The organism is Methanobrevibacter sp., from assembly GCF_045539575.1.
GTDB lineage: Archaea > Methanobacteriota > Methanobacteria > Methanobacteriales > Methanobacteriaceae > Methanocatella.
Window position 1 is genome coordinate 58,484 of the sequence record NZ_JAZQFM010000075.1, and the last position, 18,965, is coordinate 77,448.

General features: G+C 36.5%; 19 protein-coding genes and 1 pseudogene. 15 read left to right on the plus strand and 5 right to left on the minus strand.

The annotated features are described in order from the left end of the window. The first annotated feature begins 93 nt into the window (after window positions 1-93). Window positions 94-696 carry a vWA domain-containing protein gene (locus ACKI30_RS09490; protein WP_407411929.1) on the plus strand — a complete coding sequence of 201 codons (603 nt, stop codon included), beginning with the start codon at window positions 94-96 and terminating at the stop codon, window positions 694-696. Here the strand turns inward: ACKI30_RS09490 and queC are convergent. Both queC and larC read right to left on the minus strand, forming a co-directional pair. After that, on the minus strand, window positions 693-1,370 hold the full coding sequence (queC, locus tag ACKI30_RS09495) for a 7-cyano-7-deazaguanine synthase QueC (protein ID WP_407411931.1): 678 nt from the start codon (window positions 1,368-1,370) through the stop codon (window positions 693-695). The genes ACKI30_RS09490 and queC overlap by 4 nt on opposite strands. Further along, window positions 1,367-2,536, minus strand: coding sequence for a nickel pincer cofactor biosynthesis protein LarC (larC, locus tag ACKI30_RS09500; RefSeq protein ID WP_407411933.1), 1,170 nt, complete (start codon window positions 2,534-2,536; stop codon window positions 1,367-1,369). Before larC ends, queC begins: the two co-directional genes overlap by 4 nt. Window positions 2,537-2,624: 88 nt before the next feature. Between larC and ACKI30_RS09505 the strand changes: the two genes are divergently transcribed. The 4 genes from ACKI30_RS09505 (at window position 2,625) to ACKI30_RS09520 (ending at window position 5,791) form a co-directional block, all read left to right on the plus strand. Next, the gene (locus ACKI30_RS09505) at window positions 2,625-3,689 is read left to right on the plus strand and encodes a phosphatidylglycerophosphatase (RefSeq protein WP_407411935.1); all 1,065 of its coding nucleotides are present in this window, start codon (window positions 2,625-2,627) and stop codon (window positions 3,687-3,689) included. Between the two features lie 7 nt (window positions 3,690-3,696). Continuing rightward, window positions 3,697-4,128 (plus strand): cyclophilin-like fold protein, encoded by a 432-nt coding sequence (locus ACKI30_RS09510; RefSeq protein ID WP_407411937.1) that lies wholly within the window; start codon window positions 3,697-3,699, stop codon window positions 4,126-4,128. 107 nt (window positions 4,129-4,235) lie between these two features. Further along, window positions 4,236-5,018 carry an adenosylcobinamide-GDP ribazoletransferase gene (gene cobS, locus ACKI30_RS09515; RefSeq protein WP_407411939.1) on the plus strand — a complete coding sequence of 261 codons (783 nt, stop codon included), beginning with the start codon at window positions 4,236-4,238 and terminating at the stop codon, window positions 5,016-5,018. 233 nt (window positions 5,019-5,251) lie between these two features. Continuing rightward, window positions 5,252-5,791: a tRNA (cytidine(56)-2'-O)-methyltransferase gene (locus tag ACKI30_RS09520; RefSeq protein ID WP_407411941.1), complete on the plus strand. Its 540-nt coding sequence runs from the start codon at window positions 5,252-5,254 to the stop codon at window positions 5,789-5,791. Here the strand turns inward: ACKI30_RS09520 and ACKI30_RS09525 are convergent. Continuing rightward, window positions 5,788-6,882, minus strand: a complete 1,095-nt coding sequence (locus tag ACKI30_RS09525; RefSeq protein WP_295162188.1) for a DUF763 domain-containing protein — start codon at window positions 6,880-6,882, stop codon at window positions 5,788-5,790. The two genes, ACKI30_RS09520 and ACKI30_RS09525, sit on opposite strands and share 4 nt — an antisense overlap. A gap of 892 nt (window positions 6,883-7,774) precedes the next feature. On the opposite strand from ACKI30_RS09525, the gene ACKI30_RS09530 reads away from it, so the two are divergent. The 4 genes from ACKI30_RS09530 (at window position 7,775) to ACKI30_RS09545 (ending at window position 12,283) form a co-directional block, all read left to right on the plus strand. Further along, the gene (locus ACKI30_RS09530) at window positions 7,775-8,488 is read left to right on the plus strand and encodes an RNA-guided endonuclease InsQ/TnpB family protein (RefSeq protein ID WP_407411943.1); all 714 of its coding nucleotides are present in this window, start codon (window positions 7,775-7,777) and stop codon (window positions 8,486-8,488) included. Between the two features lie 35 nt (window positions 8,489-8,523). Next, window positions 8,524-8,877 (plus strand): RNA-guided endonuclease InsQ/TnpB family protein, encoded by a 354-nt coding sequence (locus ACKI30_RS09535; protein ID WP_407412060.1) that lies wholly within the window; start codon window positions 8,524-8,526, stop codon window positions 8,875-8,877. Between the two features lie 240 nt (window positions 8,878-9,117). Beyond that, window positions 9,118-11,406 (plus strand): transglutaminase domain-containing protein, encoded by a 2,289-nt coding sequence (locus tag ACKI30_RS09540; protein WP_407411945.1) that lies wholly within the window; start codon window positions 9,118-9,120, stop codon window positions 11,404-11,406. Between the two features lie 142 nt (window positions 11,407-11,548). Continuing rightward, complete coding sequence (locus ACKI30_RS09545; RefSeq protein ID WP_330009293.1) at window positions 11,549-12,283, plus strand: peptidylprolyl isomerase; 735 nt, start codon at window positions 11,549-11,551, stop codon at window positions 12,281-12,283. A gap of 9 nt (window positions 12,284-12,292) precedes the next feature. Here the strand turns inward: ACKI30_RS09545 and ACKI30_RS09550 are convergent, their stop codons facing one another. Further along, window positions 12,293-12,784, minus strand: a complete 492-nt coding sequence (locus ACKI30_RS09550; protein WP_407411947.1) for a fumarate hydratase C-terminal domain-containing protein — start codon at window positions 12,782-12,784, stop codon at window positions 12,293-12,295. A gap of 133 nt (window positions 12,785-12,917) precedes the next feature. Between ACKI30_RS09550 and ACKI30_RS09555 the strand changes: the two are divergent. The 5 genes and pseudogenes from ACKI30_RS09555 to sucC all read left to right on the plus strand — a co-directional run. Next, window positions 12,918-13,109: pseudogene (locus tag ACKI30_RS09555) on the plus strand (ferredoxin family protein); the annotation flags it as partial. 83 nt (window positions 13,110-13,192) lie between these two features. Beyond that, window positions 13,193-14,323, plus strand: coding sequence for a 2-oxoacid:acceptor oxidoreductase subunit alpha (locus tag ACKI30_RS09560; protein WP_292739328.1), 1,131 nt, complete (start codon window positions 13,193-13,195; stop codon window positions 14,321-14,323). A gap of 1 nt (window position 14,324) precedes the next feature. Beyond that, complete coding sequence (locus tag ACKI30_RS09565) at window positions 14,325-15,188, plus strand: 2-oxoacid:ferredoxin oxidoreductase subunit beta (protein ID WP_292739330.1); 864 nt, start codon at window positions 14,325-14,327, stop codon at window positions 15,186-15,188. A 9-nt stretch (window positions 15,189-15,197) separates the two neighbouring features. Then, on the plus strand, window positions 15,198-15,746 hold the full coding sequence (locus tag ACKI30_RS09570) for a 2-oxoacid:ferredoxin oxidoreductase subunit gamma (RefSeq protein WP_292739332.1): 549 nt from the start codon (window positions 15,198-15,200) through the stop codon (window positions 15,744-15,746). A gap of 8 nt (window positions 15,747-15,754) precedes the next feature. Then, a complete protein-coding gene (gene sucC / locus ACKI30_RS09575) occupies window positions 15,755-16,873 on the plus strand; it encodes an ADP-forming succinate--CoA ligase subunit beta (RefSeq protein ID WP_407411950.1) in 1,119 nt (372 codons plus the stop codon). Between the two features lie 172 nt (window positions 16,874-17,045). Here sucC and twy1 read toward each other — a convergent pair whose 3' ends face one another. Beyond that, window positions 17,046-17,963 (minus strand): 4-demethylwyosine synthase TYW1, encoded by a 918-nt coding sequence (twy1, locus tag ACKI30_RS09580; RefSeq protein ID WP_407411952.1) that lies wholly within the window; start codon window positions 17,961-17,963, stop codon window positions 17,046-17,048. Window positions 17,964-18,094: 131 nt separating this feature from the next. Between twy1 and ACKI30_RS09585 the strand changes: the two genes are divergently transcribed. Next, complete coding sequence (locus ACKI30_RS09585) at window positions 18,095-18,964, plus strand: hypothetical protein (RefSeq protein WP_407411954.1); 870 nt, start codon at window positions 18,095-18,097, stop codon at window positions 18,962-18,964. The last annotated feature ends 1 nt before the right edge of the window (window position 18,965 follow it).

An 18,965-nucleotide genomic window follows, 5' to 3' on the forward strand; every position in this document is an offset into this window, starting at 1 on the left:
AAACTTTATATACTTCTTATAGTTAATATATTGTGTGTAAGTTATTATAAACTTATTAACAAAGTATTTACAAAAAAATTGGAAGTGACTATAATGCATAAGGTAGAAGATTTGGATTTGATTTTTCTAATAGACAGGAGCGGGTCAATGTATGGCTCTGAAGAAGATACAATCGGTGGTTTTAATTCATTTATTGAAAAAGAAAAACTAAAAGAAGGAAATACCAGAGTAACAACAATCCTTTTTGACCACGAATATGAAATGCTGTACAAAAGAAAAGACATTGATGATGTAGATAAACTCACCCGTGATGAATATTATGTAAGGGGATCCACTGCACTTTTGGATGCTATCGGAAAAACAATAACTACTCTTGACAGGGAAATAGACAACAATGCATTATTTGTAATTACAACTGATGGTATGGAAAACTCTTCAGTTGAATTTTCAAAATCCCAAATCAAAAGCATGATTCAAAATCACAATTGGGAATTCATATTCATTGGTGCGGATATTGACTCATATTCAGAAGCACATCAGCTTGGTATTAAAAAATCAAGGGTGGCTAATTATGATAAGTCCGCTCGCGGTGTTGAAAAAATGTATAGCTCTATTGATTTTGCATCAACCAGCATGAGAGAAAACGTTAGTTTGGATGATGTCAATTGGAAAAAAGATTTGGAGGAATTTGACTAATCCTCATATTCACTTAAATCCTCTATTCCGAGTTGTGTGAAGGCTCTTTTACGCCTCATACAACTTTCACAAACACCACAATGTTTTTTTCCTCCTTTATAACAGGAATAGCTTATCTCCATTGGAGCACCAACTGCGACTCCTAATTTCACTATTTCTTCTTTTGTTAAATCAATGGCTGGTGCTTCAATTTTAATATTATCTGGTGAACCGACATCTATCAGTTCATTGAATGTATTTAAAAATTCTTTTGAGTTGTCCGGAAATGTTGCGGCTTCTTCCGCATCCCATCCGACTATTATTTTTTCAGCTCCGATGCTTTCGGCATATGACACTGCAATTGATGTAAACACCATATTTCTTGCAGGAACCCATACGCTGCTTGCTGATTCGCTGCTTTTTTCGTCATCGTCCAAATCATCTAGGGAAACTTCAGGAATGTCCTCGGATGTATTTAGGCTTGAAGTGCTGATTTTGGAAAGCCATGGAAGGTCAATCACTTCATGTGTCCAGTTCATTTTGGAACAAATCTCTTTTGCAGCCTCAAGTTCTCTTTCAAATGCCTTCTGTCCGTAATTGAATGTTATTGCATGGATTTCATATTCTCCTGCAAAAACGCTGGTTGCAACGGTGCAGTCAAGGCCTCCGGATAAAACAGATATTGCCTTTTTCATCTTATCAACTCTTTAACATGTCTTAATGGCAATTTGCTGTCTTCAGCTATTTTCTTTAAATCCTCATATTCAGGTCTTGAGGATATGACTTCTCCATTGACGTAACCTATTTTAAATGTCACTTCATAGGTTTTTCCGTTGATGTCATATTCCTTTTTAACAAATTCCCTTTTTGCAATTCCTCTGTGCATGTTTGGGGCTATTCTTATTCCTAAACTGCCTGTTTCCTTAAAAATGACATCAATTAGATGGTCCCTGTTTTTTCTTGAGGATATCACTTTCAGAAGGCTCCCCTGCCTGTTTTTCTTCATGATTATTGGAGTTATTGACACGTCGCTTGCACCCTCGCCAAGAAGTCTGTCAAACAGGTATCCGATTTCCTCTCCGGTTAAATGATCAAGATTGGTTTCAATAACATCAATTTTATCGCTTTCGGAAATGTCTGAGCTTTCAATGATTCTCAATACGTTCGGATGGTCAAAGTCTTTTCTTCCGGCTCCGTAAGCTACCTTTTCAGGTTTGGTCAGTGGAAGGAATTCCATTATCTCATCACATATTTCAGCATAGATTGCGCATCCTGTCGGTGTTGCAAGCTCGCTGTCCACAGGTCCTCCAACCATCTTTGCACCTTTTAGTATTTCAACAACGGCAGGTGCAGGAACTGGTATTACTCCATGGGCAGTTTTAACCCTTCCTCCTCCGACAGCTATTGGAAGGCCTATAATTTTCTGATTGTCCAGGTTAAGTGAGTAGTATGCATATATTGACCCTATTACATCTGCAACCGCATCGCTGGCTCCAACTTCATGAAAATGGACTTCATCCAATGATTTGCCATGCACCTTTGATTCTGCTTTTGCAATTCTTTCAAAAACTTTGATGGAGGTTTGTTTGACTTTTTCATCAATGTCCAGCTCTTCAATTTTTTGAATAAACTCTGAATAGCCGACGGAATGCTTGTGCTCAAGCATTTCCACATGGCAGAATATTGAATCGATTCCGTGTTTGACTACCTTTTCGAATGTCACGTTAACCTTTCCGAATTGCTCTGCTGAGGTTTCCATGATTTCTTTTAATTCATCTTGGTTGGCTCCTAAATCAACTAAAGCACCAATGATCATGTTTCCGGCTATGCCGCTGGATTGTGGGTCAATAATAATTGTCATAATAAAATCTCATTTTAAGTTGGTTTAATATAAAATTTAAATTAAATTATTAATATAGTATATGTATTAAAATCAGTAGGGTTGGATTATGGAAAGTGAAATTAATATCATCAAAAAGGATTATGGGATTTGCATTAACAATCCTAATTATTTTTTGGCTTTCAGTGATTTTACTGTCAGTGACGGCATTGATATCATTGAAAATGTCAATATATTGAAGGCTAAGGATGAATTCAATGCATGCGCTAAAAGGGCTGAAACATTTAACCAGTCTCAGGGAGCATACATTGCCCAGGCATGTGATGCCATTGATTATTTTGAAAACACTTACGGTGATTTGTCAATTTTTACTTTTCTTTCAAATGACCTTGTAGTTGAAGATTTTACAGACGGCCTTAAGGTTGTCAACTCTCCAAAAGGCTTTGTTGATGCAAGAATCAACTTGAGCCATGTGATTTACATAGACAAGATCCTGTCTCCAAAGGATTTGCTTAAGGTTTTCAAGATTGTAACCAATGTCAAAGCAAAATTTTTGGCAGGCCTGTCATTGCCTTTGCATATTCAAAACATATTCAATACCAATGATTTTCTGGCTGTTTTGGCAAATGTCGGTGGAGATGGAGAAAGTCTGGACATTAACAATGCCGAATTTGATGAGATTGACTTTGATGATTTTAAAACTCGAATTGAAGATGCAGTTGAAATCAGCATGGAGGATGCATTGGAAAAGCTTGAGCTGACCTTCGGAATCCTTGATTATTTTGTTGCTGAAGGAATACTGATTGGGGATTTGGTTGAAGCGGGTCTTGCGCTTGTAAGTCATGTTGAAATCACTTCTGAGTTGGAGGATAAATTGGAAGCGCAGATTTTAAAATCTTTAACTGATGTTGATGTTATTGCACTTATTGTCGCCGCATTGAAAACCGAGCATGTTTTATCTCAAAACGCTTTAAGGGAAATTGATGAGGCGGTTCATGCAGGTGACGTGCTTGGACTGGCAGTTGCAAATCAGATTGCCGGAACAAAAGCGACTTTCAATTTCATAAAGTATGATGAGGCAAAACCTGGAATAATTTACGGTTTGCCACCAGTTCTTGACGATGCATTTGCAGGCCTTATTGCAGGTTGTGTTACTAAAATATTTGAGGAATAGTGTTATTATGTGGGATAAAAGAATTGTTTTCATGATTATGTTGGGCTTGCTCACCTGCACTGCCGTTAACGGTGCAGATAGTACAGATTCAATTAAAATCAAAATCAACGATGAAGTGTTTGACGTCAAGCTGGAAGATAATTCCGCTGCACGTGAACTGGTCAAGGCCTTGGAAAAAGAAAACGTCACAGTCAATGCAAGCGAGTATGGTGGATTTGAAAAAGTTGGCGATTTGGGTTTTTCACTCCCGACAAGCGATGAGAATATCAACACTGCTCCGGGAGATTTGGTGCTGTATCAGGGAAATCAGATATCTTTATTTTATGATTCACATTCATGGAGCTACACTAAATTAGGTAAAATTGATAATGTTGACTCAAATCATCTAAAAGAGGTTTTAGGATCAGGGGATGTCACAATCGTTTTGAGTTTAAAATGATTCATAAATCTCTTGTGATGCATAGATAAAAATAATATATTACATGAAATATACAATAAGTTAATGACTGAACTTGAAGAGGTTCAGGGAATACTTGAGGAATGATTATGGAAAATGACGATTACTTTGAAGATGAGGAATTCTCACCAATAAAGTCCCTTTTGGGCCTTTTGACATTTTCAACAATTTTGCCTATTAATGTATTCACATCAATTGAGTACATGACAAAATTGACATGGTGTTGGCCCTTTTTACATATTTTCATAGGGATTTTGGCTGCAATCTGCGGATATGTGTCCTTGGAATTCCTGCATCTGAATTCATTTTTCACAGCAACTATCGTTTATGCATTTTTAATGTTAATAACAGGATATAACCACTTGGATGGGGTTATGGACATGGCAGATGGAGTCATGGTTCATGGGGAACCTGAAAAGAAAATCCGAGTCATGAAAGATTCATCAGTTGGCGCCGGCGGTGTTGCAACTCTGTTTTTAGTGGCCAGCCTCACAATTGGCGGACTGTATAATATTTTGGATTATAACTTCATTTTGGGAATCATAATCTGTGAAATGTCTGCTAAAATATCTCTGCTTACCACTGCACTATTGTCCAGGCCATTGACTCCTGGAATTGGAAGTTACTTCATAAACGAAACCAATCCTGCAAATTATGTGGCTTCAACATTGATAATTGCAGTTGTTGCACTCATGTTGGGCAACTTTGTCGGTTTGATGGGAGTTATCGGTGCTGTTGTCAGCGGATTGATAATTGCAGTTATTGCAAGGCGCAATTTTGTTTTAGCAAATGGTGATGTTTTGGGAATGAGTAATGAAGTTGGCAGGTTATTCTCATTATTGTTCATGGCAAGTGCTTTATTTTTTATTTAAGATAATTTTACAACTTAAAATCAATATTGAAGTTTAAAAAAGCATTATTTTATATATCATGGCTTTCATATGTAGTATTGATGAGATTGGCCGAGTTGTCATGAAACACCACGAAAATTGCATATTATCATACATTAATTTTTTTTACTTTACCTCCCAGAAATTGTTTTGAGTGGCCATCTCATCCATTAGAAATCATTAAATATTTTCAGCAGTAATCTATTATTGATAGTATGAATGTTAATGTTTTAAGATTAGACCATAGATTGAAAAGAGATACTCGTATTACAACTCATGTTTGTTTAACTGCCCGTGCATTCGGAGCAAGTAAAATATATCTTGCCGGAGAACGTGACAATAATCTCATGGAAAATGTCAGAGACACCGCTTCCAGATTTGGAGGAAATTTTGAAATAGAATACACTGAAAGTGCAATGGGTGTCATCAACAAATGGAAATCCGATGGGGGTAAAGTTGTTCACCTGACAATGTATGGATCACAGGCTCATGAGGTTGCACCTGAAGTGCGTGAAGATGGTTCTGATATTTTAATCGTTGTAGGTGGTGCAAAAGTCCCTGGAAAAGTTTATAAGGCTGCAGATTGGAACGTGTCAGTAACTACACAGCCTCACTCTGAAGTATCATCTCTTGCCGTATTCCAGCACCTGTTGATGGATGGTAAGGAGTTTGATTTGGAATTTGAAAATCCTGTTCTTGAGGTCATTCCAAACGCTCATGGTAAAACAGTCAATATTCACGATGAAAACCGTTAGGAGATAAAGTCATCCAATCTCTTAATGGCTTTTAGCTTTTCTTCTTTTTTTATCCGTGCTTGGTCGAGTGCATCCCTTATTGTTTGAATGGAATTGTCATAGACTTCCCTGTCAACGGGATATGGGAATCCGTCTTTTCCACCATGTGTGAAACTGTATTTTACAGGGTCTTTCCAGCTTGCAGGCTCTCCGTAAACAAGATCAGAAATCAGTGCAAGCGCTCTTATTTTTTTAGGACCAATTCCCTGAAGCATGATTAGTTCTTCATAATTTTCAGGTTGAATTTCCCATGCCTTTGTTAAGATTTCAAATTCTTTATCGGAAATGTCCATGTCAAGAACGGGGTGATGGGCAGGCATAGTAAAGTCTTCTAAAAGCATTTGATTGTCTTTTCTTTTAAAATATTGCCTTAAATGATTTGGATTGTCGTTGATCAAATCAACACTAATCTTCTGCGCTTCCTCACTGTCTTTTGAAGACATGTTAAGGGTGTTTGGTGTTTTTTTATCGCAGGATATTCCGCTGTGGGGATCATTTAAGAGTTTTTCAACTTCACTACCTAGCCAATGGTATCTACGAGCATATTTGTTTTCGGTGTTCAGGCCTTGCTGCACAACCGCCCAATCGCCTTTTTCAGTAACAAAGAAGTTATGCTGGTACAATGTGTATCCGTCCTGAATACATGAATTGTCTATTTTTGCAGATAACTTGCTTGTTTCAACCAGTTTTTCGGTCGTTTTTGTCTTTAGGTTAAAAACCTCTCCCGCATGTTCTATTCCTTCAGGTGTTTTCCTTGATTTTGCACCTTTGCCTCCGGTCAGATAAATTCCATGCTCTTCGGGAGATAATGATGCTTTTAGCGCACCCAGTGTGGTTGTGGTGGTACCTGATGAGTGCCAGTCAAATCCTAAAACACATGAGAATGCCTGAAACCAGTATGGATTGGAAATACGATTTAGGAATTCCTCCAAACTGTATTCCTCAATGATGACTGAAGCCAGTGCTCCTGACAGGTCAACCATTCTTGTAAATAGCCATTTTGGAGGATGCCCTCCATGGAGCGGTAAGTTAACTGCACCTCTTCTTTGCATGTTCATTAATTTATTTTTTATAAATAATAGTTTTTCACCGAGAGCAGTTGATGAGTATTTTGTATCATTATGAGAATAATTTTTCAAATAAATATTTATCTTAAATGTGAAAGAATACTCCGACCTCTGTAGGTTGGAGATGAATTTCACAAAAAACGGATTACTATTAAATAATTATATATTTTTTTAATAATTTATATTCACGTTTTCCACCAATCAGAAGTCTGCCATGTTATCCATGCCACCCACGAAGGTGTGGTATCCATTATAGTTATTATTCCCATTTCCTATTGTCTTTCGACTGTTAATGGCTTTTGCTTTCTCTGATATCCTCTACCTCCTAAGGAATTAGGTTTCATTCACAATCCACTTACTCACAAACTATTGTGGGACCTTGTGAGGCTTACCAAGTTGATCTACTTCAGAAACGAGTGAATTAAGGTTCAATCTTTACTCCGGCAAATTACTGTAAGGTTATGACTAAACAATCACCTAATCAATTGATTGTTCCTATGAATTCGCAACAATAGTTAGTTAAATTAAATTTAACGATGCATTCTACCTATTGGCTTGACTTACGAAGCTTACAATTGTTCACTTACGTTAACCTTTTTCACTCTTTCCTTAGCACATAAATACAATGAATGCTTTATATTTATTTATGCATAATATCATGCAACCTCATAACCAATCACTTAATTATGAGTTTCAATGGGGAAAATCCCGTCATAACTGGGATTGAAATTAAATTTCACTGATTCTAAATGGGAAATAGACCCTAGCTTGTCGCACTATTAGTCTTCAAATGCTCTCTCGCGATTATTTATTATGTTAAATAGTGTTATAATAAGTATTATAAAAAAAAGTTTTTTTTAGTGATGAGAGTATTTTTATGGTTTATAGATCTTGTAGGCATCGTGTTTATCCTAATCAAAAACAGGAAAAGTTGTTTAAACAATATTTGGGGCATTCACGTTTCATTCACAATAACATAATTGGTGAAATCGAGTACAACAGACGTATAGCCAATATATTCCATTCTCGTGCACCTTATGTTAATAATAAGTATATGGAATCCATATTTAACTATTTGAGAGAATGGTATTCTTTTATTGATGATTTGGATATTAATACTATGCAGGCATGCTATAAACCAGTACTTCAAGCCTACGATAACTTTTTTAAACGAGGATTTGGACATCCGAAATTCAAAAAAAAGTACCAATCCTCACAATCAGTAAAAATCAACAACATAAACAACAGAATACATGTAAAAAAATATGGTAAATTATACTGGAGACCACTCGGATGGATCAACCTCAAAGGATACAGACCAGAAATAACCGGAAAAATCAAACACATACGAATACAACAAAAAAACAGCCAATGGTTCATAATAATCGTATATGATTCTTTGCTACCTGAACATTTTCCTAAAACAGGTAAAGAAGTCGGAATAGACTTAGGTGTTAAAACATTAGCCACACTTTCAGACCGTAAAGCAAAAGCCACGCTAAAACTAAATGAAATAGAAGCTAAAATCAAAAAAACACAAAAAAACCTAAAAAGAAAAAAACAAGGCAGCAGACACTACCAAAAACCCTAAAAACACTTCACAAACACATAAACAAAAGAAACAACATCAAAAGAGAATACTATCACAAAATAAGCAAAGACATAGTCAAAGAATACGATGTAATCAAAATGGAAAACCTAAACCTAAAAGAAATGATGCTCGACCACGATTACAGCAAAGGACTGCAAAAAGTAAGCCTAGGAATGCTAAAAAACATGATAAAATACAAATGCGAACTATACGGTAAAACATTCATTGAAGTGCCAAGATACTATGCATCCTCCCAATACTGTCATGTCTGCGGATACAAAAACACAGATTTAACCATAGAAGAACGAGAATGGCAATGTCTGAACTGCGGCGCAATACTAGACCGTGATTTAAACGCTGCCATAAACATTTTAAACTATGGAAAATAATATATTTAATAATATATAATGAACTCTGAGACCCAGAGGGATAGCTCGGTAATTCTAAGACTCACAAAGAGACTTACAGCCCGAGAATCTCCGACCTCCACAGGTCGGAGAGGTTCAAACTAATGAATATTTAATCAAATATATTGAATAATAATTTAAAAATTTATGCTGGAGGAAAAATTTATTTTGAACAATAAACTATTGTTTTCATTATTTTTTATCACTGTTCTGTTGTTTTCTGTGGGTGCAATACAGGCAAGTGATGTAAATGCAACTGACAATTCTATAATGAATGCTGATGAAATGGCCAATCTTCAAATTGACGGGGAAGTACAATTAGCCGATGTTGGTTCTCAGGATATGGTGGCTGATGGAACTGATTATCCCTTAACTGAAGATATCAAAAACCAAACTGGTCTTTCATCAAAGACAAATGAAATATATTACCAAGGATATTATAGTTTGACATTAACTGATGTAAACTCAAATATGAGTCTGGCAAATAAAACAGTTTCTTTTACAGTAAATAATGTCAATTACACTAATGTCACTGATGATAATGGTGTTGTCAGCTTCAATTTAAACTTAAACCCAGGTAAATATCAGACAACTGCATTTTTCTCCGGTGATTCCACATATGAATCCACCACCTTAACTTCAGCGGTTCATGTCTTGCCCACAATCAAGGCAAGTGACATAACAAAGTATTATAAGGGAAGTAAAAAATACGTTGCCGCATTTCATGACAGCTACGGAAACCCTCTCAAAAATACATTGGTCAGAATAACCGTTAACGGAAAGACCTATTCCAAAAAGACTAACAGTGCAGGATATGTGAGTGTTGATGTAAACCTCAAGCCGGGAACTTATGAGATTACTGCTGTTGATCCCGTTACAGGATACACATTAACAACTAAGTTCAAAATCCTATCAACAATCACTGCCAATGACGTTAAGAATGTTTATGGGGATTCTAAAAAATTCACTGCTAAATTCTTTAAAAGCAACGGAAAGGCATTAGCCAACAAATATGTAAAAATCAAGCTCAACGGTAAAATCTACAAGGTTAAAACAAATTCCAAAGGTCAGGCCAAGTTGGCTTTGAATAAAATCAAGAAAGGAACCTACAAGGTCATTTCATACAACACTGACGGTTTGACCAAAACCAATACCGTTAAAATCTGTCCAACAGCAACAACCAAACTGTCAACACAGTATTATGAACTGATTCCGGGTGACAGCAAGGTAATACAAGCTAAATTCACAACCAGTCTGTGTGACGATTCAAAAGCTGGAAAAACTATTAAGATTACAATCAACGGAAAGACCTATTCCAAAAAGACAGACAGTGAAGGTATCGTTTCACTTAATGTAAATTCATTCGCCAAAGGTCTTTACAATGTTGAATACAAATATGTAGGAAACAAATTTTTCAAGGCTTCCACTACAAAAAATATAGTTACAATCATAGATGACACTTCAGATGTAAAGTTAAAAGCCAAGAATACAAAATTCGGTTACGGCGCATACACTCCAATCAAAGTTGCTCTTACAGCAGGTGGGGTTCCTTTGCCAAAAAGAACAGTGACCTTCACAATTGAAGGTAACACATACGCAGCCACTACCGACAATAATGGTATTGCATCCGCTATTATTGATCTTGATTTGGGAAATTATACAATTAATTTCAAAAGCAACTCCAAATATAATATAAACGGCACTTCAGGCTCATGTGATATAACCGTGTTTGAAAGAAGCGCTGATGCAAAACTCACCTGGAAAAGCGGAACCTCATTTAAGGATAATTTACAAACATTTAAGGTTTTATTGACTGACCCTGACGGAAATCCACTTTCAGGCCAGACTGTAGAACTGACAATTGATGATGTGACATATACCGCAAAAACCGCTTCAAACGGATATGCAACAATCAAAACAAGTGTTGATATTGGAAAATATAAGGTTTCAGTAACTGCCCTTGGTGACAATAACTATCTTCCAACTTCCACATCCAAAACCATAAACGTTAAGGTGTCCAAGTTTGGAGGGGGTCTCAATACAAAAAATACCATTTCCAGCTTAAGCAAGTATCACAAGTCATCCAAAAATTGCCAAGTCAACAATGCAAAGATAAAGGCATTGGTAAAGTCATTGACCAGTGGTTTGACCAATGAAATTGACAAGGCAAAAGCCTTGTTTAATTATGTAAGGGATAATATCTGGTATGACTACTATTATGACTCACACAAGGGGGCTGTAGGCACATTGACTTCTGGAAGTGCCAACTGTGTTGACCAGGCACATCTGTTAATTGCAATGTACAGGACAGCAGGGTTTAATGCGAGATATGTTCATGGAACCTGCAAATTCAGCGACGGATGGTACGGTCATGTCTGGACTCAGGTTTTAATCGGAAACACTTGGATTGTCGGCGATCCGATTGGATATGATAATTCATTGGGCAAAATAAAGAATTGGAATGCAAACACATATTCATTAAAGAACAGATATGTCAGTCTTCCATTTTAATTTTAATTTTTTTGATTCCATCTATTTTTTACATTGCCATCCTCAATAAACAAAACTTTAATAAATGATGGTTACTAAAACTATAAAATGTTATAATTATTAACAAATTATTTAATCAAAATTATTTTAAGGAGCTAAAATTATGGCTATAGATAACGGAGATTTTGTAAGAGTAAATTTTACTGGTAAAATAAAAGAAACTGACGAAGTATTCGATACTACTTATGATGAAATCGCACAAGAAGCAGGAATTTTCGATGAAAATAAAACTTACAAAGCAATTCCTATTGTTGTAGGTGGAAACCACTTATTACCTGCAATTGAAGAAGCAATTATTGGTTTAGAAGAAGGAGAAACCAAACATGTTGAAGTTGATTCCGACAGTGCATTCGGACCAAGAGACCCTAAAATGATTCAATTAGTACCTATGAGAGAATTCAAAAAACAAGGTATGACTCCTGTTCCAGGTATGAGAATCCAATCTGAAGGTGCAACCGGTAAAATCTTAACTGTAAACGGTGGAAGAGTAAAAGTTGACTTCAACCACGAATTAGCCGGAAAAGATTTAATTTATGATGTTGAAGTAACTGAAATCATCGCTGATGAAGAAGAAAAAATCAAAAGTATGATTGAGTTACACTACTCCAACCCTAACGTTGACATCGATAAAACCGAAATCGACATCGTTGACGGTGTTGCAAACATCAAATTAGATGAAATGTCCAAATTCGACCAACAATCTTACATGGATGTAACTTTCGCTAGATTCAGAATCGCTAAAGACATTTGGGATAACATCGAAGAAATTACCAAAGTTAATTTCGTAGATGAATTCGAAAAAAGAGAAGAATCTGACGATGAAGAAGACGAAGAATAATTCTTCGTTTTAAATTCTTTTTCCCTTGTGGATAGCCACTATCCCAGGGATTTTTTCTACTTTTAATTCAAACATGGCTTCCATGCCTTCATTTTCAAACAACACACACTTTTTTTCAAGAACCTTGCTTGTAAGTAATGCTGCGACAGGTGGTGTTATTACAAATATGGAATTGTTTTTTTCCAGTTCCTTGAGAGTTTCATCGCTTAATTTGCCTTTTCCAATGTGAACCTTTACGCCGGCTTCACTTAATTTAGGTATTGTTGATTCAATCTCCACCTTGCTGCTTGTTGTTGGTGCAATTCCTGCATCGCTGAATGCTGTGTGCATGATTGCAGATCCGTTTAAATCGAATGGAACTTCATTTTTTTCAATTAGTTTAATCAGTTGCGGCAAGGCGGCATCACGACCGGTATACATAGTTCCTGAAATGGAAATCTTATCTCCAACATCAAGACCGGCCAATTCTTCGTCAGTGATTGGTGTTTGTAAATGTTTCATAATATTATTTTAGTTTAATTTCTAATAAATTTATAATTTATAATGCTTTTTCATAAGATATTTAAATGTTTATTAACATAAATATATAACATTCTATATTTAATTATCATAGAATTATTAGGAGATTTTAAAATTGATTATTATTGATGAAGAATTGTGTAAAGGATGTCATCTTTGCTTATTCATGTGCTATAAGAATGTATACGCTATATCTCCTGAAGTTAATAAAAAAGGAGTTCAATTACCTTTTGTTAAGTTTGAAGAGAGATGTACCAAATGCGGTACTTGCGAAGTAGCATGTCCTGACCAAGCAATTACTGTGGACTTGCCAGAAAACTGGTGGATGAAAGAAGGCAATGATGTTAACTTCAATCCGAATTTCACAAAGGGGAAAAAGTAGGTGTTAAAATGGCTGAAGAATTTTTTATTCAAGGAAATGAAGCATGTGCTAAAGGAGCAATAGCTGCAGGTTGCAGATTCTTTGCAGGTTATCCGATTACTCCATCTACTGAAATTGCAGAAACTTTAGCTCGTGAACTACCAAAAGTAGGCGGATCATTTGTTCAAATGGAAGACGAGATTGCATCTGCTGGAGCAATTATCGGTGGTTCCTGGGGAGGAGCTAAGTCAATGACTGCAACATCCGGTCCGGGTATTTCATTAATGCAGGAAAATATAGGTTATGCATTCATGAGCGAAACTCCTATTGTTATTGTAGACGTTCAAAGGGGTTCCCCTTCAACTGCTCAGCCAACCATGGCTGCTCAAGGTGATATGATGCAAGCTCGCTGGGGATCTCACGGGGACTATGAACCGATTGCATTGTCTCCATCAAGCGTACAGGAATTCTTTGATTTCACAATTAAAGCATTCAATCTCGCTGAAGAATACAGGGTTCCGGTTTTTGTAATGGCGGATGAAGTCATTGGTCACATGAGAGAAAAAATCGTCGTTGAAGATGATATAGAAATCGTAGCAAGAAAAAGACCTGAAAAATCTGACAATTACTTGCCATTTGAAAACATTGAAAACGGAACAACTCCAATGCCTGCATTTGGTGACGGATTCAATATTCACGTTACCGGTCTTACTCACGATGAAAGAGGTTATCCTGACACAAACAATCCTGAAACTCATGATAAACTCATTCAGAGAATTTGTGATAAAGTATTAAATAATAAAGATAAAATCTGTTCTGTAAAAACCAAAGACTGTGAAGATGCAGATGTTGTCGTTGTATCTTATGGAGGTCCTGTAAGGTCTGTAGTTGAAGCTGTCGCAAAAGCAAGGGCAGACGGTAAAAAAGTGGGTTATGCTAAAATAGATACTCCATGGCCATTCCCAGATGAACAAATCAAAGAAGCTTGCGCAAATGCAAAAGACGTCATTGTTGTTGAAATGAATTTAGGTCAAATGTATTATGAAGTTGACCGTGTATGTAAAAGAGACGCCAATGTTCATTTGATGGGTAAAATTGGAGGATTATTACCAACTCCTGATGAAATTTTAGAGCAAATTGATAGAATAGGAGGAAATTAAAATGTCTGAGTCAAAACAAAATAGATTTCTCCAATACATGAGGGAAGACAGATTGCCTCATATTTTCTGTCCAGGTTGTGGAAACGGTGCGATAATTAACGCATTTTTAGCCGCAATGGAAAAAGCGGGAATGGACTTTGATAATATTGCAATGGTTTCCGGAATTGGATGTTCCTCAAGAATTCCAGGTTACCTTGACTGTGATTCCCTGCACACTACTCACGGAAGAGCATTAAGTTTTGCAACCGGTTTGAAAACAGCAAATAAAGATTTGGATGTTGTTGTATTCACCGGTGACGGTGATGCGGCTTCCATTGGTGGTAATCATTTGATTCATGCGGCAAGAAGAAATATTAATTTAACTGTAATCTGTATCAACAATAATATTTATGGTATGACTGGGGGTCAAATCAGCCCAACATCTCCTAAAGGCAGTTTCGGAACAACTGCTCCATATGGTAATCAAGACACTCCATTCAAATTAGCTGAACTTGTTGCAGCAGCTGGTGCAACTTATTCCGCAAGGTGGACTACAGTTCAAATTGAAAACTTGGTTCTTGCAATTAAGGAAGGATTGGAAAATCCTGGATTTTCATTTATTGAAGTTGCAACTCAGTGTCCGACTTACTTTGGTCGTAAAAACAAACTTAAAACTCCTACTGCAATGGCTGCAGTAATGAAAGCAAATACAGTATTCAAATCTGCTGCAGAAAGAATGTCTGCAAAAGAATTGGAAGGAAAAATTGTAGTCGGTGAATTTGCAAACACTACCAAAGACGAGTTCACAGAAAATATTGATAAAATCAGTGTAGAAAAATCAGGTAAAAAAACTGTTATCAATTCTGCATATGAAACAGAGTTATAGGTGGATAATATGAGAACTGAAATTAGAATAGGTGGATTTGGAGGTCAAGGAGTAATTCTTGCAGGTATTATCTTAGGTAAGTCTGCATGTCTTTTTGACGGTAAAGAAGCTGTTCAAACCCAATCTTACGGTCCTGAAGCTCGTGGTGGAGCTTCTAAATGTGAAGTTGTTATCAGTGACAGTGAAATTGATTATCCTAAAGTTTTAACTCCTGATATTTTTATTGCAATGTCCAATGAGGCATTAGTTAAATATATTGTGGATTTAAAAGACAACGGTACATTAATTGTTGATCCTGGAACAACTGATGTTGAAGATGTAAGAGAATTTATTGACGAACATAATATTAAGGTTTATGAAGCTCCAGCAACCAAGACCGCTACCGATGAAATCGGTCTTAAAATCGTAGCGAATATCGTCATGGTTGGAGCTATTACAAAAATAACTAAAGTAATTTCCAAGGAAGCAGCTATAAAAGCTATTGAAGCAAGCGTTCCTAAAGGAACCGAAGAAAAGAATATCAAAGCTTTTGAAGCAGGATATGCTTTAGTAGAATAGGTGTTATAATGAGATTTTTTGAAAACGTAGCAAAACAAATTTTTAATGATGAAGGCATTCCAATTTTGGAAGGACATGTCGCATACTCTCCTGAAGAGGCAATGACAATTTCCTCTGAAATGGAAGTTCCAGTTGTAATCAAAGCACAAGTTTTAACCGGTGGTAGAGGTAAAGCGGGTGGTGTAAAATTCGCTGACAACCCTGGTGAAGCTTTAAAAGTTGCAGATGAAATTTTAGGCATGGAAATTAAAGATGAAAAAGTAAAACATCTTTTAATCGAAGAAAAAGCTGAAATCTTAAATGAATTTTTCGTAACCGTGTCCGTTGACAGGGGTGCCAGAAGACCGGTTATCCTTGCAAGTAAAGAAGGTGGGGTTGAAATTGAAAACCTGGCTAAATCAAACCCTGAAAAAATCATTAAGTATTATCCAAATCCTTTACTTGAATTCTTACCATACGAAGCACGTGAAATCGCACGTAAAATGGGCGTAGATTCCGAATTAATCTCTCCAATGGGAGACATCATCTGGAAACTGTACAAAGTATTTGAAAAATATGATGCAGACACTGCTGAAATCAACCCATTGGTCTTAACTCCTGACGGCCTCATCGCTGCAGACGCTAAAATGGTTGTTGAAAACGATTCATTATTCAGACATCAGGACCTTGTTGACAGACTCCATTACAAGAAAAAAGCTGTGGACTTTGTTCAACTGGATGGTGATATTGCCGTTATCGGTAATGGTGCAGGTTTAACATTGACTGCTATGGACATGATTAAGCTCAACGGTGGAGAACCGGCAACCTTCCTGGATATTGGTGGTGGAGCTTCAGAACATATTATCAACCAGGCTTTAAACATAGTATTGAACTATGATCCTGTTAAAGTAGTATTCCTGAATGTTTTAGGTGGTATTACCAAAGCTGATGATGTTGCACGTGGTGTAATCAAGGCTTTGGAACAATCCAAACGCAGGGTTTATATTGTTATCAGGTTGACCGGTACCAATGAGGAAGAAGGTCAAAGACTTTTAGAGGAAGCTGGAATTCCATATGAAACATCAATGGAAAAGGCAGCTAAAAAAGCAGTTGAACTCTGTGAAGAGTTGAAAGCTGAAGGAAAATAAACATTTTTTGCTAAGATTTAATTAAATCTTTTTCAAAAAATTATCAAAAACCTATTCAAAATATGAATTAAATAGTTTTGAAACTATTTAACAATTTGGAAAGTGAAATGCCGTAAGGTTATTCATTTTTCCTTATTTTCATAGGTATAAATCACTGTTTTTAAAAATAATTCTATTCGAGCAATACCACTCGGCTGATTTCGGATTCATTAACTATTTCTTTTCCGCAATTGTCGCCTATCTTTTGTGCAAACTCTTTTACTTCATCAAATGTAGGCATGTTGTCAAGAGTTAAACGTTCACGTGAGGAACCGACGCACATGTATGCCTTCACTTCAACATAATCAGGATCGGCTTTTTTTATCAGTTTCGCATATTCTTCAGGTTGTTCCATATTTTTCCCACGAACGCAGGTATTTCTTATACATGTACGTGAGTTAAAACTGGATAATGTTTCAAGTGATTCATTTAGATTGCTCCAAGCATCATTTATTCTAGGTCTGCACACTTCATTAAATATTTTCTCGGAAGGTGCATCCAAGGAAAGATATAGTTGATATGGATCGTTTTCCAGATTGCGCAGCCTGTCAACGCATTGGCCGTTACTTACAACAAAAGTTGTAAAGTCCCTTCTGTTGAACTCGCCAATAAGCTCATCGATTTTTGGATAGAGTGTTGGTTCTCCGGCAAGAGATATGGCTGCATTTGTCGGATTCTTAAGCTCTTCCAATTTCTTTTTGTTTGCCTTGTCATTTCCATAAAATCCGCACAGCAAATTGTTTTGGGCTTTTATAGCTTCATCTATTATGATTTTAGGGTCGTCGTATTCCTCATCTTCCCAGCTTGTCTGGGTGTAGGTCAGGTCTCTCCAGCAGAATTCACACTCCTGCTGGCAGTTTGGAACTGCAGGAGACATCTGAAGGCATCTGTGGGATTCAATTCCATAGAATTTTTCCTTATAGCAGACTCCCTTGTCCACAATACTTTGACGAGTCCAATGGCACACCTTAACTGCGGCATGGCCATGAGTTCCAACGAATCTATATCCGCTTTTTTCTAATTTTTCTATTTGGCTTTCATTGAATGACATAAAATCACATTTATATTTAAAATTGCTAATATATACATTTTTACAAGGTGATATAAATTTTATAAATATTGAACAATATTGATTTTTAACTTTTAAATCTATTTATATGTTTAATTATAATACATTTTCTTATGAGACTATGGAATAAATATCAAGAAAAATTATTTTTTATAAATTCAAAAAATTTTGCATCTCCGCAGCAACTTTTTTACCGCACCGATGATGGAAGGTATCTTGCCTATTGGCCAAAGAGATATAAGGGCAAAAAATCCACAATGCAGGCTCGAAACTCATTGATAGGCAACTTCACCGAAAAATGGGCAAGCGATCTCTTTAGGGGGCTGATTGATGATGAGGATCTTTTCGTTGTTCAGCAGGCAAGAATCCCTTCAGTCGGAATCACCTCGAAATCCCCTGCCGATATCGCTATTGCAACATCCGACAAAAAAATTTTAAAAGCATCGGAAGTCAAACTAATATGTGAAGTAAAAATGTCATTGGTGTGGAACTGGCAGTATCATCCCCAATCAGGTAACGTCACTGAAGTCGGGGATTTCAGGACCCATCAGGGAAAGCCGAGTTTCACACGTTCAGATTCAATCCTAAAAGCTATTGGAAAGTGCATCGATGTAAGGGTATCAAATCTCGAATCCACAAAAATTCCAATTATCGTTGTCGGAAACGCACCTCTTTCAAATGGATTTTGCAGAAAGGCGGATTACCTGAAACATGCAGGTCTGATTCAGGGGTTCTGGTCGCTGAATCCATTTCCTTTAAATCATGGCAATTCCAGAAAAACCACTCCAAACCGTGGATTTTACAGATTTGACAACACTTCAGAGCTAAAGGAACACTTGAATAATTTATTCTCTCAGGATTTGAATTTCTTTTCAGGAATGGAAAGTCCGAAAACCCTGGGAAAAATTATTGAAATAGCTAATGGCGAAGAAACCTATGAAAATAAGGGATTGAAATTTCTAAATCTTTTAAAGGGGTCGTAAT